Origin of the sequence: Pseudoxanthomonas putridarboris (assembly GCF_038321125.1) — a bacterium.
In the GTDB taxonomy this organism is placed as follows: Bacteria; Pseudomonadota; Gammaproteobacteria; order Xanthomonadales; family Xanthomonadaceae; genus Pseudoxanthomonas_A; species Pseudoxanthomonas_A putridarboris.
This window is the reverse complement of record NZ_JBBWWT010000002.1, coordinates 131,814-147,818: the sequence shown is the minus strand read 5'-3', so window position 1 is coordinate 147,818 and position 16,005 is coordinate 131,814. Positions and strand designations below refer to the sequence as shown.

General features: G+C 67.7%; 14 protein-coding genes. 12 read left to right on the top strand and 2 right to left on the bottom strand.

Annotated features, from left to right (window positions below):
* Positions 1–713 precede the first annotated feature (713 nt).
* The 11 genes from AAD027_RS04760 to AAD027_RS04710 all read left to right on the top strand — a co-directional run bounded on the left by AAD027_RS04760 (position 714) and on the right by AAD027_RS04710 (position 12,782).
* Complete coding sequence (locus tag AAD027_RS04760) at positions 714–1,301, top strand: GNAT family N-acetyltransferase (protein ID WP_341724876.1); 588 nt, start codon at positions 714–716, stop codon at positions 1,299–1,301.
* On the top strand, positions 1,298–1,630 hold the full coding sequence (locus tag AAD027_RS04755) for a non-heme iron oxygenase ferredoxin subunit (RefSeq protein ID WP_341724875.1): 333 nt from the start codon (positions 1,298–1,300) through the stop codon (positions 1,628–1,630). The genes AAD027_RS04760 and AAD027_RS04755 overlap by 4 nt, the downstream gene beginning before the upstream one ends.
* 130 nt (positions 1,631–1,760) lie before the next feature.
* Positions 1,761–2,177, top strand: coding sequence for a hypothetical protein (locus AAD027_RS04750; RefSeq protein WP_341724874.1), 417 nt, complete (start codon positions 1,761–1,763; stop codon positions 2,175–2,177).
* A 189-nt stretch (positions 2,178–2,366) separates the two neighbouring features.
* On the top strand, positions 2,367–4,592 hold the full coding sequence (locus AAD027_RS04745) for a TonB-dependent receptor (protein ID WP_341724873.1): 2,226 nt from the start codon (positions 2,367–2,369) through the stop codon (positions 4,590–4,592).
* 210 nt (positions 4,593–4,802) lie between these two features.
* Positions 4,803–5,270, top strand: coding sequence for a hypothetical protein (locus AAD027_RS04740; protein WP_341724872.1), 468 nt, complete (start codon positions 4,803–4,805; stop codon positions 5,268–5,270).
* A 164-nt stretch (positions 5,271–5,434) separates the two neighbouring features.
* On the top strand, positions 5,435–7,807 hold the full coding sequence (locus tag AAD027_RS04735; RefSeq protein ID WP_341724871.1) for a TonB-dependent receptor domain-containing protein: 2,373 nt from the start codon (positions 5,435–5,437) through the stop codon (positions 7,805–7,807).
* 108 nt (positions 7,808–7,915) lie between these two features.
* The gene (locus tag AAD027_RS04730) at positions 7,916–8,551 is read left to right on the top strand and encodes a PepSY-associated TM helix domain-containing protein (protein ID WP_341724870.1); all 636 of its coding nucleotides are present in this window, start codon (positions 7,916–7,918) and stop codon (positions 8,549–8,551) included.
* A 34-nt stretch (positions 8,552–8,585) separates the two neighbouring features.
* The gene (locus AAD027_RS04725) at positions 8,586–9,119 is read left to right on the top strand and encodes a DUF2271 domain-containing protein (protein ID WP_341724869.1); all 534 of its coding nucleotides are present in this window, start codon (positions 8,586–8,588) and stop codon (positions 9,117–9,119) included.
* A gap of 176 nt (positions 9,120–9,295) precedes the next feature.
* Complete coding sequence (locus AAD027_RS04720; RefSeq protein ID WP_341724868.1) at positions 9,296–10,105, top strand: DUF4198 domain-containing protein; 810 nt, start codon at positions 9,296–9,298, stop codon at positions 10,103–10,105.
* 44 nt (positions 10,106–10,149) lie between these two features.
* On the top strand, positions 10,150–11,142 hold the full coding sequence (locus tag AAD027_RS04715) for an FAD:protein FMN transferase (protein ID WP_341724867.1): 993 nt from the start codon (positions 10,150–10,152) through the stop codon (positions 11,140–11,142).
* Complete coding sequence (locus AAD027_RS04710) at positions 11,139–12,782, top strand: sulfite reductase subunit alpha (RefSeq protein WP_341724866.1); 1,644 nt, start codon at positions 11,139–11,141, stop codon at positions 12,780–12,782. The genes AAD027_RS04715 and AAD027_RS04710 overlap by 4 nt, the downstream gene beginning before the upstream one ends.
* A 48-nt stretch (positions 12,783–12,830) precedes the next feature.
* Here AAD027_RS04710 and AAD027_RS04705 read toward each other — a convergent pair whose 3' ends face one another.
* Together AAD027_RS04705 and AAD027_RS04700 are read right to left on the bottom strand one after the other, a co-directional pair.
* Positions 12,831–13,430 (bottom strand): HutD/Ves family protein, encoded by a 600-nt coding sequence (locus AAD027_RS04705; protein WP_341724865.1) that lies wholly within the window; start codon positions 13,428–13,430, stop codon positions 12,831–12,833.
* Between the two features lie 312 nt (positions 13,431–13,742).
* Complete coding sequence (locus AAD027_RS04700) at positions 13,743–14,084, bottom strand: ComEA family DNA-binding protein (protein WP_341724864.1); 342 nt, start codon at positions 14,082–14,084, stop codon at positions 13,743–13,745.
* 246 nt (positions 14,085–14,330) lie between these two features.
* Between AAD027_RS04700 and AAD027_RS04695 the strand changes: the two genes are divergently transcribed.
* Complete coding sequence (locus tag AAD027_RS04695) at positions 14,331–15,821, top strand: M20 family metallopeptidase (RefSeq protein WP_341724863.1); 1,491 nt, start codon at positions 14,331–14,333, stop codon at positions 15,819–15,821.
* The last annotated feature ends 184 nt before the right edge of the window (positions 15,822–16,005 follow it).

Here is a 16,005-nt window from a genome sequence, read left to right as displayed (position 1 = left end):
CGCTCGCCGCGGGGGCCCTACTTGACCAGCCTTCGGCTGTTGAGGAGCGCTTCTTTGCTTGTGCAAAGAAAGTAGGCAAAGAAAGCACACCCCGGCGGTCCGCCCGCCACTGCGTGGCAGGTGCGCAGTCCCGGCAGGAATTTTCGTAAGGGCCATCCTGGCCCATACGAAAACGGCGCACATCCTTGTGCGCCGCCCCTGCAGGGTTTGACCTGCCGGGACTGCCGGACCTCAGGGGCCCCAAGAACGACACGGATACATCCGGAGCCCAGCTGCTTCTGCTTTTGCTGTTGCCTTTCGGGCCCCCATTTAGGCGCGGCAAGCGGGCCGGGTTAAACCCGTAGGGCGCCGCCCTGGATGGGCGGCGTTTTCGTATGGCACAAGGATGTGCCTTACGAAAATTCCCGGCCCGCTTGCGGACCCGGAGCGAAGCGCAGGGCGCGCCGCCTGGGGCGTGTTTCTTTGGTTCTTTCTTTGCACGAGCAAAGAAAGAACGCCCCCGCGGCGAGCGGCGCCATGCTCGGACAGCGGAAGACCGTTCCGAAGATAGCCCACATATGTCGGGCGAAGAGCCATGGTGCGCCAGGGCGCACCCTACGCATCGGATGGTGGAGGCGAACGGGCTTCGTTCGCCCCTCACCCCAACCCCTCTCCCGGTGGGAGAGGGGCTTGAATCGCGTAGGTCGGGAGTGCTCGCGCGCCAAAGCACCCCCATGGCGCGCCTGCGTCACGCCCGCGGGCGTCGCTCTACAATGGCGCGCATGGACACGCTCACCTTCCGCGCCGCCACGCCCGGCGACATCAACGCCCTGGTCGCCCTGGTCACCTCCGCCTATCGCGGCGAGGTCAGCAAGCAGGGATGGACCACCGAGGCCGACATACTGGACGGCCAGCGGATCGACCCGGACGCAGTGCGGCACGACATCGACCGCCCGGAAAGCCGCATCCTGGTCGCCGAGCGCGGCGGCGAGCTGCTGGCCTGCGCGCATGTCGCCGTGGAGAACGGCGCCGGCTACTTCGGCATGTTCTCGGTGCGGCCCGACCTGCAGGGCGGCGGCGTGGGCAAGGCCATGATGGCCGAGGCAGAGCGCGTCGCGCGCGAGGACTGGGGCCTGCCGGCGATGCGGATGACCGTCATCGACATCCGCGACGAGCTGATCGCGTTCTACGAGCGGCGCGGCTACGCGCGCACCGGCATCAAGAAACCCTTTCCCTACGGCGACGAGCGCTACGGCATTCCCAAGCGCGACGACCTGCGCTTCGAGATCCTGGAAAAGCCGCTGACGGGAACCACCGCATGAGCGAGGCCTGGACGTTCGTCTGCGCCACCGCCGAGCTGCTGCCCGGCGAACTGAAGACCGTCTTCGACGACGTCACCGGCGCGCCCATCGTGGTCTTCAACCTGGATGGCGACCTGTACGCGCTCGAGGACCGTTGCAGCCACGAGGAATTCGAACTCTCCTCCGGCACCTTCGATGCCGGGGAAGCCAGCATCGAGTGCGTGCTGCATGGCGCGCGCTTCGACGTCCGCGACGGCCGCGCCCTGTGCACCCCCGCCTACTCGCCCGTGCCGAAATTCCCGACCAAGCGGGAGCACGGCGGCATCTGGACCCGCGACGACCGGGACTGATCCGGACTGACCGGGCCGCCGACGGACGGGAGCCAGATTGTGAATATTTTGTTGTAAACACGAATTATTCTCATTATCCTGTGCGCCTCCCGCGGCGGCCATGGTCCGCCGTCCTTCGACGAGGCCGGACTTGTCCCGCGATCCCACCCGCTCCCCCGCCCGCCACCGCCGACCGCCGTTCAGCGGCTTCGCGCTGGTCCTGCTGTGCGCGTGGGTGCTGCTGGGCGGGATCGCGGCGGCATCCGCCCAGCCGGCGGCCGGTTGGGATACGACGGCCCGGGTCTCCGCTGACGGGATCGGGCAGGCACAGGCCGCCCCGGACGACCGCATGGCGGAACAGCCCGACGGTCGTTCGCAAGGCAGCCACGTCTCACACCCTTCCGATGGCGTCGCCGGGACTTCGGCCGAACCCGACCTGCTTCCGCAGGCCACCCGCCCCCACCGGCACTGCCCGATCCAGCCCGCCCACCCGGCCCATGGCCGGCCGCAGGTAAGCCAGCGCACCTGCCACGCGTATTGCGGGCGCGCGCCTCCCCGTCTGGCCTGACGCCAGCGACAGCACCCGGCCGTTCTCTCTCCTCCACGGCCGCTTCCGCCAAGCCAGCCCTTTCCGCCCCCGGACCGTGGACTCCGCTTCCACGTCCGTCCGTGGCGGCACGCGTTCGCCTTCCTTTCCGCCCGACCCGCCAGCCGCCGCCAACGGGTGATTCCTCTCCTTCCACCCGAGTAGATCCTCATGAACCCACGCCTCACTCCCCTTGCCTCGGCCCTGCTGCTGGCGCTGTCGTCCCCCGTACTGGCCGAGACCGCCGCCGAAAAGAGCGCGGTCGAACTCGATACCGTCGAAGTCCATGAAGATCGCGTCGTCAAGCCGTCTTCGGTCAAGTACACCGAACCGCTGCGCGACATCCCGCAGACCATCACCGTGGTCACCAAGGAGGTGATGGACCAGCAGAACCTGATCGGCCTGCGCGACGTGCTCAGCACGCTGCCCGGCATCACCTTCGGCGCCGGCGAAGGCGGCGGCGGCTACGGCGACAGCATCAACCTGCGCGGCTTCAACGCCAACAACGACATCACCGCCGACGGCGTGCGCGACAGCGCGCAATACACGCGCACGGACAACTTCAACCTGGAGTCGCTGGAACTGATCAACGGCGCCAACTCGGCGTATTCCGGCGCCGGCTCGGTGGGCGGCAGCATCAACCTGGTCAGCAAGGCCGCACGCGAAGGCGATTTCAACACCTTCACCGTGGGCGCCGGCACCGACGGCTTCGGCCGCACCACCCTCGACAGCAACATCGATTTCGAGAACGGCCAGGCCCTGCGGCTGAACGCCATGGTCCACCGCAACGACGTGCCGGATCGCGACGTCGAGGAATACAAGCGCTGGGGCTTCGCGCCATCGTTCGCGATCGGGCTGGGTTCGGATACGCGCTTCACCCTGAGCTACCTGCACCAGCACGACGAGAACACGCCGGAATACGGCCTGCCCTATTTCGCCGCGTACGGCGGCCTGCTGCCCGGCGTCAGCCGCGAAAGCTACTTCGGCTACCGCAACATGGACAAGCAGGAGATCGACGTCGACATGCTGACCGGCGTCTTCGAACACGATTTCAACGACGGCCTGACCCTGCGCAGCCTGGCGCGCTACCAGAAGGTCGACCAGTACACGCTGGTCAACCCGACCCAGGGCACCTGGTGCCTGGACAGCGGCATCAACCCCGCCAACGGCACGGTCTGCGCCAATCCCGGCACCTTCCTGCCCAGCGGTCCGCGCGGCACCACCCGCGACACCAGCAACGGCCTGGCGGTCAGCCAGACCGACCTGACCGCGCGGTTCGCCACCGGCTCGGTGGAACATGCGCTGGTCGCCGGCGTGTCCTTCGCGCACGAGACCTTCGACCTGGACAACGGCAACACCCAGCGCAACGCGGACGGCACCACGCCGGCCTATCCGCTGATGGACCTGCACGATCCGGACAACTACTACACCGGGCCGGTCAACTACATCCGCTCCGGCAAGACCAGCGGCACCCTCGACAACCAGGCCATCTACCTGTTCGACACGCTGAAGTTCAACCCGCAATGGGAGCTGGCCCTCGGCGCGCGCTACGAGCACAACGAAGGCGACAGCCGCATCCTGACGTTCGCCACGCCCGCCAACGGCGGCGGCGTCACCGTGGGCGACACGATGCGGAACGAGGACGACCTGTTCTCATACCGCGCCGGCCTGGTCTACAAGCCGGCCGAGAACAGCAGCATCTATCTGTCGTACGCCAACTCCAAGACGCCGTCCAAGGCGTCCGTCAACGCCACGTGCACCGATCAGACCTGCGAGGTCGACCCGGAGACGGCGGTCAACATCGAACTGGGCACCAAGTGGGACCTGCTGGGCGAGAAGCTCGCGTTGACGGCCGCCGTGTTCCGCAACGAACGGCAGAACTACAAGGTGGCGAGCGGTGATCCGCTGACCCCCGAACAGCAGCTCGATGGCGAGGCCCGCGTGGATGGCGTCGCGCTGGGCGTGGCCGGCCGCATCACCGATGCCTGGTCGATCTTCGCCAACTACACCTACCTGGACAGCGAAGTGGTGCAGGGCGTTTCCGACCACGTCAAGGAAACCACCGGCATCGATGCGCAGGCGGGCAATCCGCTGCCGAGCACGCCGGAGCACTCGGCCAGCGTGTGGACCACGTACGCGTTGCAGAACTGGACGTTCGGCTACGGCGTCGGCTACCAGGGCAGCTTCGTGACCGCCAGCACCGACAATGCCCCGGAAGTGAAGAGCTACACGATGCACCGGGCGATGATCGGCTACCAGTTCGGCAGCAGCTTCGGGCTGCAGCTCAACGTCGACAACCTGTTCGACAAGCAGTACTTCACCCGCGTGCGCAACAACGGCTGGGCCACGCCCGGCGCCGCACGCTCGGTGGTGCTGACCGCCACGTACAAGTTCTGAACCCGGCCATTCCTGGCCTTAGCAGGCCCCGCCCATGCCTGGGCGGGGCTTTTTCGCGCAAGGAAACGCCCGCGGCCACCCGGCACGACGGCATGGCTTCCAACCGACTGATTCCACAAGGAAAATCTTGCGAACAAGATTCATCCTTGTTTGCATTTGATAAGTATTCTCGTTTACACTGCACCTGTTGATCCGCCCGCAGGCGGATTCATGGGGAAATCGTTGCTTCAGGCCGCTCTACCGCAAGCATCGTCCGCGCGCGCACTCGTGTCGCCGTGGCGGGGGCGTGTCCGGCTGGCCGGCTGGATCGCCGTACTCATCGCCACCGCGGTCGTCCTGCTGGCCCCCATGGCAGCTCAGCGTCCGGAAGGCCAGGCCGCGTCCGCTCTGTCCGTGGGCATGCACAGCTTCGCCCCGCCGGACCGGATGGAAGGCGAGTCGCCCTTGCCGCCGCCGCAGGAAGAGACTCCGGCCAAGAAACCCCGCACCATCGCGTTCAGCGTCCTGCTCAAGCGCAACAAGACCTGCCAGTCCACGCATCAACCCGCACCGGCCTTGCCTGCCTCCACCCACCGGCAGCCACATGGTCGCATCACCCGGATCCACGCGCAGGCCGTGGCCTACCTGACCGATCCCACGCAGCATCTGCATCCGGGCCAAGCACCGCCCACGGCCTGACGCCTCGTCCGGCTGCATCCAATCCCATCGCGACCACACGCGCCGCATCCGCTGGATGCCGGCATGGGCCGGTCGCGCGCATCGCCCCGAACCTTCGCCCACGGCCGCGCATGCGCGGGCCCGCGGCATGCCCCATTCCTCAAACCCACTCAAGACAAAGACCAATGAAGAACCATCGCACCGACCTGAAGGTCTCCCCGCGCCGCCGCCGGCTGGCCACCGCCATACTTGCGCTGCTCTCGGCGCCCGCGTTGGCGCAAGAGACTCCCAATGGCGCCAACGACACCAGCACGCTGGACACCGTGGTGGTCACCGCCGCCGGTTTCGAGCAGAAGATCACCGACGCGCCGGCCAGCATCAGCGTGGTGACGCGCGAGGAGCTGACGAAGCGCCCGTACATCACGCTGATCGATGCCGTGCGCGACCTGGAAGGCGTGGACGTGGGCGAGACCTCGGACAAGACCGGCCAGAAGACCATCAGCATCCGCGGCATGGGCCCGGACTACACGCTGATCCTGATCGACGGCCGCCGCCAGAACAACCACGGCGACATCTATCCGAACAGCTTCGGCGGCAACCAGTTCAACCACATCCCGCCGCTGGACATGGTCGAGCGCATCGAAGTGATCCGCGGCCCCGCGTCCACGCTCTACGGCGCCGACGCGCTGGGCGGCGTCATCAACATCATCACCCGCAAGGTCTCGGATCGCTGGCGCGGTTCGGCCACGTTCGGCCACAGCTTCCAGGAAAACAGCGATTTCGGCACGGACAGCACGTTCGACTTCGCCGTGATGGGGCCGCTGGTGGCGGACAAGCTGGGCCTGGGCGTGCGCGGCTCGTGGTACGAGCGCAATGCGTCGACGCCGGAGTACGAGGTCATCACCGCGCCGGACGGCACTGAGTTCGAGCGCTCGCTGGGCTTCGGCGGCGGCGGCAAGACGGTGGACAACACCAACAAGAGCGCCGGCGTCACCCTGAGCTGGACGCCCACCGACAACCAGAGCGTCATCTTCGAATACGACACGTCCGAACAGGTCTACGACAACACGCCGTTCATCAACAACCTGGGCACGGAAACCTATCCGCTGGGCACGGTGGACGGCCTGGCCGGCATCTGGCGCGCGGCGCCGCAGGTCGGCTACGCCGCCGACCAGGAATTCACCCGCGACCAGTGGTCGGTGACGCACCAGGGCCAGTGGGCGTTCGGCAACAGCTTCGTGTCGCTGGCGCACATCGACACCGGCAACCACGGCCGCACCCTGCCCTTCACCGTCGCGGAGCGCCTGCTCCACCAGGATATCTATTGCAACAACGCCGTGACCTGCGCCACGGGACCCTATGCGGGGCTGACCCGCGACGAGCGCCAGCAATTGGCCGTGGACACCTTCCTGCCGCGCCCGAAGCGGACGATGGAGAGCCGTCAGTACACGCTGGACGCCAAGCTCGACTTCGCCATCGGCGACAGGCACCACTTCATCGTCGGCGGGCAGGCCATCGACGGCGAGCTGGAGGATGGCGTGTTCGGCATGGAGGGCGGCGGAGACGGCGGCGGCACTGTGCAGGAACACAGGATGTGGTCGCTGTTCGCCGAAGACAACTGGAACCCGATCGACGCGCTGACCATCACCCTGGGCCTGCGCCACGACGACCACAACGTGTTCGGCGGCCACCTCAGCCCGCGCGCCTACGCGGTCTGGGACGTCAGCGAGGCCTGGACCCTGAAGGGCGGCGTCAGCACCGGCTTCAAGACGCCCAAGACCACCGACCTGTACGACGGCATCACCGGCTTCGGCGGCCAGGGCACCACGCCCTTCGTCGGCAACCCGGACCTGCAGCCGGAAACCAGCGTCAACAGCGAGATCGCGCTGTACTGGACCTCGGCCGACGACGCGCACAACTTCAACATCACGGTCTTCCGCAACGACTTCGAAGACAAGATCGCCCGCGGCGAAACCAGCCTGAGCTGCGAACAGACCGGCGGCGTGCGCCCCTGCGCCAACCTGGGCGACTACGCGCAGCTGGGCTACACGACCTATGCGCAGAACATCAACATCGACGAGGTGCGCATCCAGGGCGTGGAAGTGGCCGGGCGCTGGGGCATCACCGACGGCCTGTCGCTGCGCGCCAACTACACCTACACTGACAGCGAGCAGCTGAGCGGCGCGCAGGAGGGCCTGCCGTTGACCAACACCGCCAAGCACATGGCCAATGCCAGCCTGAACTGGCAGGCCACGGACAGCTTCAGCATGCAACTGCTGGCCGAGACGCGTTCCAAGCGCTACCGCGACGTGGTCGACGGGGTCCGCCGCGACTACGAGGACTACACCGTGCTCCACCTCGGCGCGCAGTACCGCTTCAGCGAGCACGTCAGCGTGAATGCCCGCATCAACAACCTGCTCGACGAGGACTTCACCTCGTTCCAGACCGTCTGGACGCAGAACCCGACCACTGGCGCCTGGGCGCCCAGCTACCTCGACGACTACAACAACAAGGACAAGTCGCGGAACCTGTGGTTGAGCCTGAACGTCAACTTCTGAGGCTCGCATGCGTTCCCTTCCTTGGTGGGAAGGGAACGCCCGCTAATTGAGAGCCATTCTCATTTGTGATGTAATGCCGATACCGCTCCCTCCCCTTCGAGACATCCGTTGTCCCCGCCTTCCTCCCCGGCCATCCAGCAACAACGCCGCGGCTTCTGGCTGCGCACGCTGCACCAGTGGCACTGGATCAGTTCGGCCGTCTGCCTGGTGGGCATGCTGCTGTTCGCCATCACCGGCATCACGCTGAACCATGCGTCGCGTATCGAGGCCGCACCGGAAGTGACCAACCATACCGCCACATTGCCTTCCCCGTTGCTGGCCGGGCTGGGCGACCGCCAGGAAGGCCATGCGCCGCTGCCGCCCGCGGCGGCGACCTGGCTGGGCGACGAACTGTCCATCAGCATCGGCCAGCGCCCTGCCGAATGGTCGGACGGGGAGATCTACCTGTCGATGCCCGGCCCGGGCACGGACGCCTGGCTCAGCATCGACCGCGAAACCGGCGCGGTGGAATACGAACGCACCCGGCGCGGCTGGATTTCCTACTTCAACGACCTGCACAAGGGCCGCAATGCCGGACCGGCGTGGGGCTGGTTCCTGGACATCTTCGCGGTGGCCTGCCTGGTGTTCTGCATCACCGGCCTGTTCCTGCTGTACCTGCACGGGCGCCAGCGCCGCATGACCTGGCCGATGGTGGGCCTGGGCCTGCTGGTGCCGCTGCTGATCGCCCTGTTGTTCATCCACTGACACCTTCCCTTCCCCTAAACCACGAGTGACCCGCATGTCGAAGATCGCCGTCCACACCACGCTGACCATCGCGCTCAGCGGCCTGCTGGCCACGCCCGCCTATGCCGCCACGCTGGACATCAACGTGGAAGTCCCGAAGTTGAACGTCGCCGAATACCATCGCCCCTACGTGGCGATCTGGGTGGAGGACGCCGACCAGAAGGTCGCCGCGAACCTCTCGGTCTGGTACCAGCACCGCGACACCGCCGAAGGCCATGGCACCAAGTGGCTGCCCGACCTGCGCCAGTGGTGGCGCAAGTCCGGGCGCACGCTGAAGGTGCCGGTGGACGGCGTCACCGGCCCCACCAAGCCGGTGGGCAAGCACGCGCTGAGCTTCACCGGCCAGCAACCGCAGCTGTCCGGGCTGGCGCCCGGCGAATACACGCTGGTGGTGGAAGCCGCGCGCGAAGTCGGCGGCCGCGAATTGCTGAAGATCCCCTTCACCTGGCCGGCGAAGGGCGGCGCACAGTCGGGCAGCGCGCAAGGCACCAGCGAACTCGGCGCCGTCACGCTGACCGTCAAGCCCTGATCCCTGCAGGAGGGGCTTCAGCCCCGCGCCGCGATAACCTTTTCACTGACATGACGATGAACGCGCCGCAGCGCGCCCGCTTAAGGAATGGCCGGGTTTTTCGCTTGGCCTGTCAAGGATCCCATCGGGGCTGAAGCCCCTCCTACATCCACACCCCATATCCGCTGGAGACTTCGATGAAACGCACCGCCTTGATCCTCGCACTCTCGCTCACCGCAACGATTCCGTTCTCGGCCATGGCCCACAAGGCCTGGCTGCAGCCCTCGCAGACCGTCATCGCCGGCAACAATCCATGGATCACCGTGGACGCGGCCGTGTCCAACGACCTGTTCTACTTCAACCACGTGCCCCTGCGCACCGAGGGCCTGACGATCACCGCGCCGGACGGCAGCAAGGCGGAAGCGCAGAACCTGTCCACCGGCAAGTACCGCACGGTGTTCGACGTGGAACTGAAGCAGCAGGGCACCTACCGCATCGCCACCGTCAACAGCGGCCTGTCCGGCAGTTGGGAAGAGGACGGCAAGCCCAAGCGCTGGCGCGGCACGCCGGCCACCTTCGCCACCGAAGTGCCGAAGGATGCCAAGAACCTGCAGATATCGCAGTCCATCGGGCGCGTCGAGACCTTCGTGACCAACGGCTCGCCCAACGACACCGCGCTGAAGACCACCGGCGAGGGCCTGGAACTGGTGCCGGTGACCCACCCCAACGACCTGTTCGCCGGTGAAGAGGCGAAGTTCAGGCTGCTGGTCGACGGCCAGCCGGCGGCCGGCCTGGAATTCGAGATCACCCGGGGCGGCACGCGTTACCGCAACGCGCAGGAAGAGATCAAGGTCACCACCGGCGCCAACGGCGAATTCAGCGTGACCTGGCCGGAAGCCGGCATGTACTGGCTCGAAACCAGCACCCAGGACGACAAGACCTCGCTGCCGCAGGCCAGGCAGCGCCGGTTGAGCTACGTCGCCACGCTGGAAGTGCTGCCGCAGTAATCCGCACGCCGCCTGCCCCGGCAGGCGGATGCGCGATGGTCGCCATGAACGTTCCCGATTCCGACAACCCCGCAGCCGGCGTTGCCGTGCAGGCGCTGCACGGCCAGACCATGGGTACCTCGTGGTCGGTGCAGCTGGTCGCATCCCGCGGCACGGACCTGCGCGCCCTGCACGATGGCGTGCAGGGCTGCCTGGACCGGCTGGTCGCGCAGATGAGCACATGGGAAGCGGAATCGGACATCAGCCGCTACAACCGCTCGCCCGCGGGCGAATGGTGGCCGTTGCAGGACGAGTTCCGCCATGTGCTCCGCGCCGCGCTGGAGATCGCCTCCGCCAGCGGCGGCGCCTACGACCCGACCATCTCGCCGCTGGTCGCCGCGTGGGGATTCGGCGCGCACGGCGGCGCGCGCACCGTGCCTTCGCCGGAACGCCTGCAGGCGGCGCGTGCCCGCGTTGGCTGGCAACGCGTCGTGATGGACCCGGCGGGAAGCCGGGTGCGACAACCCGGCGGCGTGGAACTGGACCTGTCCGCCATCGCCAAGGGCCATGGCGTCGACGCCGTGGCCGCCTTCCTGCGCCGGCGCGGCATCGACAACGCGCTGGTCGAGGTCGGCGGCGAACTCTTCGGCCATGGTCGCAAGCCCGACGGGCAACCCTGGCGCGTGCTGGTGGAATCCTCGCCGGAGGAGGAAGCCGACAGCGATGAGCTGGAACCGCGCGTGCTGGTGCTCGACGGCATCGCAGTGGCGACCTCGGGCGACCGCTGGCACGCGTTCGAGCACGATGGCCATCGCTATTCCCACACGATCGACCCGCGCAGCGGACAACCGGTGACGGAGGCCTCGGCCGCGGTCACCGTGGTGGCCGAAGACGCGATGCATGCCGACGCCTGGGCCACCGCGCTGACGGTGATGGGTGCGCAGGCGGGCCACGCGTTCGCCCTCCGGCACGGCCTGGCGGCACGCTTCCTGGCCCGCGCGCCGCAAGGCCTGCGGGAAACCATGACGCCGGCCTTCGAACGCCATCTCCACGCATGAACGCGACGCGGATCGCACCGGCGTGGAACCGTGCCGTCGTCGGCAATGCCCTCGTGCTGCTGTCGCTGGCCGCCATCGCCTGCGCACTGGCCCGCTGGCATGCGGGCGACTGGTGGATCGCCACCCCGCGCAGCCTGCGCTGGATCGGCGCGGCTTCGTCGCTGGTGGCCTATATCGGTTTTTCCGCGTGGATATTGCGGCGCGCGGCGCGGCGCGATGCCGAGGCGACGCTTCCCGTCGCCGAGGCCGACAGCGAGACGCTCTGGGTGGTGCACGCCAGCCAGACGGGCTTCGCCGTGGAACTGGCCGGGATGTCCGTCGCATCGCTGCGGCAGGCCGGCATGCCGGTACGGCTCGTCGACATCGGACAGGTCGACGTGGAGCAACTGGCGCGCGCACGGCGCGCGCTGTTCATCGTCAGCACCACTGGCGAAGGCGATCCCCCGGATCCCGCACTCGGGTTCGTGCGTGGCGTCATGGCGCAGTCGCCCGCGCTGGGTGCATTGCGCTACGCCGTGCTGGCCCTGGGCGACCGCCAATACGACCACTTCTGCGCCTTCGGCCACCAGTTGGACGACTGGTTGCGCCGGCACGGCGCCCAGCCGTTGTTCGACATGGTGGAAGTGGACAACGCCGATGCCAGCGCGCTTCGCCACTGGCAGCATCACCTCGGCCAACTGGCCGGCAGCACCGACCTGCCGGACTGGTCGCCGCCGCGTTACGAGCGCTGGACGCTGGCCGAGCGCGTGGAGATGAATCCCGGCAGCGCCGGCGGGCCCGCGTTCCACATCGCGCTGGCGCCACCGTCCGGCCAGCCCGCGACGTGGGTCCCCGGTGACATCGCCGAAATCGGCCCGCGGCATTCCACCGCCACCGTCGCATCGTTCCTGCAGTCGCTGGTCCTGCCCGCCGACGCGCAGGTCGAACGCGACGGACAGCGCGAACGCCTCGCCGACGTGGTGGCGGTCTCGCAACTCCCGCCCGCGGAAACGCTCCTGGGCAAGCCGGCGCAGGCGGTGGCCGACGCGCTGTCGCCGCTGCCGCATCGCGAGTATTCCATCGCCTCGCTGCCCGACGATGGCCACCTGCACCTGCTGGTGCGCCGCATGTCGCGACCGGACGGCACCCCCGGCCTCGGCAGCGGCTGGCTATGCCAGCATGCCGCGATCGGCGACGGGATCGCGCTGCGCATCCGCGGCAATCCGAACTTCCATCCCCCGTCGCCCACGACGCCGCTGATCCTGGTCGGCAACGGCACCGGCATGGCCGGCCTGCGCGCCCACCTGAAGGCGCGCGTCCTGGCGGGCGCCACGCGCAACTGGCTGCTGTTCGGCGAACGCAACGCCGATCGCGACTTCCATTACCGCGACGAAATCGAGCGGTGGCAGGCGCAAGGCTTCATTTCGCGCCTGGACGTGGCGTTCTCGCGCGATCAGGCCGAGCGCTTGTACGTGCAGCATGTCTTGCGGGCACGGGCCGACGAACTGCAACGCTGGGTCCACGACGGCGCCGCGATCTATGTCTGCGGCAGCCTGGCGGGCATGGCCCCGGGAGTCGATGCCGCACTGCGCGAAGCGCTGGGGGATGAGCAGGTCGAGCAATTGCTGGCGGAAGGCCGCTACCGTCGCGACGTGTACTGACCACCGCGCAAGCGACGTGCCTCGACGCGCATCGGGTGGACCACCCGGTTACCGCACCGGACCGGACAACTCGCGTATCCGGATCGCAAGCAGTTCCCCTCCACCCTCCAACGCATAGCGGGCACGCCCCTTCCCACCGGTCAGGATGGCGGTGTCGCCCGTCCATAGTGGAGGAAGACCGCAGGCCGCATCGAACTTCGCCTGGCCCGCCAGCAGGTGGATGGCCCAGACGACGCCGGGTTCGGCGAAGAACAGCATCGGCCCGACCAGCGGACGATGGAGCAACTCGGCCTCCACCGCACCCCGGCGCCACATCAGGTTGAAGTCGTGGGTCGGCCCGTCGACCAGCTCACCGGTGACGGCCTGTTCGCCGGCGAAGCGGATGCGCCCGTGCGGGGGCGCCAGCTCCACCACCTCGTCCGCCGCGAAGCGCAGCCGCAACCCGTTCCCGCGGATCAACACCAGTTCGCGATCCACGCCGGGAAACGACGAGAACGCGGCATCCCGTTCGATCTCGGCAATGGACAGGCGCCAGCGCCACCCTTCGCCGTCCGGTAGGCGCAGGATCTCGCGGGTCCAGCCCAATCCGTTCTTCCAGCGCTCGCGCCGGTATTCGTTGGCCGGAATGACGTGGGAGGCGTGCGGCATGTGGGTCCCATGGCGACGAAGGAGCTGCATGGATTCTAGAACGTGCCCGGCCCGCCGCACCGCCGGGATGCGCGCCTGTTCCCATCGCCCGAAAAGAACATCGCCCGGGCACACGGGTGTGTGTCCGGGCGACGATTACCTCCGTGTCGGCTCCGTGCCGGCTTACCAGGCTCCCTGCCCGCTCCTGGCCCCATGCGCTTCCTGCGCTGCGATCAGTACATCCTTGTCGGCATCCCGCCTGTGCCCCCTGGCTTCCTGCCCCTGTCGCCGCGGCACCACACCTCCTGTGCGGGTGCCGCGACGCGGGAATGACTAGCGCCGTGCCGCCTGATTCGGTTTCTCCGTTCCCGTCGCCGTGGCCGGCTTGGGGGCCGGAGCGGCGGCGCTGCGCAACTCGATGCGGTCCCGGTTCAACTCCACCGTGCGCAGGCCGATGCCCTTGACCATCGCAAGTTCCTCGGCGCTCTTGAACGGGCCGTTGGCCTTGCGGTATTCGACGATGGCGGCGGCCTTGGAAGGCCCCACACCCACCAGCACGCGGTCCAGCGTGGCGGCATCGGCGGTGTTGATGTTGACCTTCTCGGTGGCAAGGGCACTGAAGGCCAGCAGCAGCGACAGCACGGCGGCTTGGGCGATGTGGACGAACGATTTCATGGCGACTCTCCTTGTGGCGATGGATGCTCCGTGGATGACCGGGTCCCGGGGACCTGGCCGACTGCCGGTCCGGAGGCCCGAGGCCCATCGAATCGGCACGCACAGTCTCCATCTCCCACGCGGACCAAGGTATCGCCCGCGCTCCGGAAAAACTGCCGGGGAACGCCGCTCCTCCGTGTAGGAAAAGTCCTACACGCGCACAGGCGTAGAATGGGCGGCTACCGCTTCCAGTGCTCCGGAGTTGCCATGGATACCGCCAAAATCGACCGCTATGTCGCCGAGAAATGGGACGACGACATCGTCCCGCAGTTGGTCGAATACATCCGCATCCCCAACAAGTCGCCGATGTTCGACAAGGACTGGGTGGCGAACGGGTTCATGGAAGACGCGGTAAAACTGATGGAACGCTGGGCGAAAGCGCAGTCCATCCCCGGCATGCAGGTGGAGGTGGTGCGCCTGGAAGGCCGCACGCCGCTGATCTTCATCGAGATCCCGGCCACCGGCCCGGAGACGGGCACCGATACCGTGCTGTTGTACGGGCACCTGGACAAGCAGCCGGAGATGACCGGCTGGGACAGCGACCTGGGCCCATGGGTGCCGGTGATCAAGGGCGACAAGCTGTACGGCCGCGGCGGCGCGGACGACGGCTATGCCATCTTCGGTTCGCTGGCGGCGATCCAGGCGTTGCAGCAGCAGGGCGCGCCGCATGCGCGCTGCGTGGTGCTGATCGAGGCCTGCGAGGAATCCGGCAGCTACGATCTGCCCGCCTACGTCGACCACCTGTCCGACCGCATCGGCAAACCGTCGCTGGTGGTCTGTCTGGATTCGGGTTGCGGCAACTACGACCAGTTGTGGTGCACCACCTCGCTGCGCGGCTTGGCCGGCGGCAACTTCACCGTCAAGGTGCTGGAGGAAGGCGTGCACTCGGGCGACGCCTCCGGCGTGGTGCCGTCCAGCTTCCGCCTGTTGCGCCAGCTGCTGTCGCGGCTGGAGGACGAGAACACCGGCCGCATCCTGCCGGAAGGCCTGCAGGTGGAAATCCCGGCCGACCGCCTGGCGCAGGCGAAGGAAGCCGCACGCGTGCTGGATACGGCGGTGTTCGACAAGTTCCCGTTCCTGTCCGGCATGACGCCGATGGCCGACGATCTGACCGAACTGGTGCTCAACCGCACCTGGCGCCCGGCGCTGTCGGTGACCGGCATCGACGGCATGCCGCCGCTGTCGTCGGCCGGCAACGTGCTGCGCCCGCACACCTCGGTGAAGCTGTCGCTGCGGCTGCCGCCCACGCTGGACGGCAAGCGTGGCGGCGAAGTGCTGAAGGAACTGCTGCTGAAGGATCCGCCCAACGGCGCCCAGGTCGGCCTGGATCTGGAAAAGGCCAGCACCGGCTGGAATGCGCCGGCGATGTCGCCCTGGCTGGAGAAGGCCATCGACGCCTCCAGCCGCGAATTCTTCGGCGCCCCGGCGATGTACATGGGCGAAGGCGGCACCATTCCGTTCATGGGCATGCTGGGCGAGAAGTTCCCCGGCGCGCAGTTCATGATCACCGGCGTGCTAGGCCCGCACTCCAACGCGCACGGGCCGAACGAATTCCTGCACATCCCGATGGGCAAGAAGGTCACCGCCTGCGTGGCCCGCGTGATCGCCGAACACCATGCCGCCAGCACGCGCGGCGAGACCACCGGCGTGGCCGCGGTGGCCGGCGGCGAACAGCACGGCGACCACGGCTGCTGCTGAGCGGCCGTTGCCGGTCCGGGACATCACCACCCCGGACCGGCAACGCATCCCTTCCTTGCTTTCCCTCCACCTCTGTCTTGTGGGAGCGACGTCAGTCGCGATGTGGCTTTCATGGGAACGCCTGTCGCGACTGACGTCGCTCCCACACCACACCTCCATACATTGAGTATCCGGATTTCAGTGT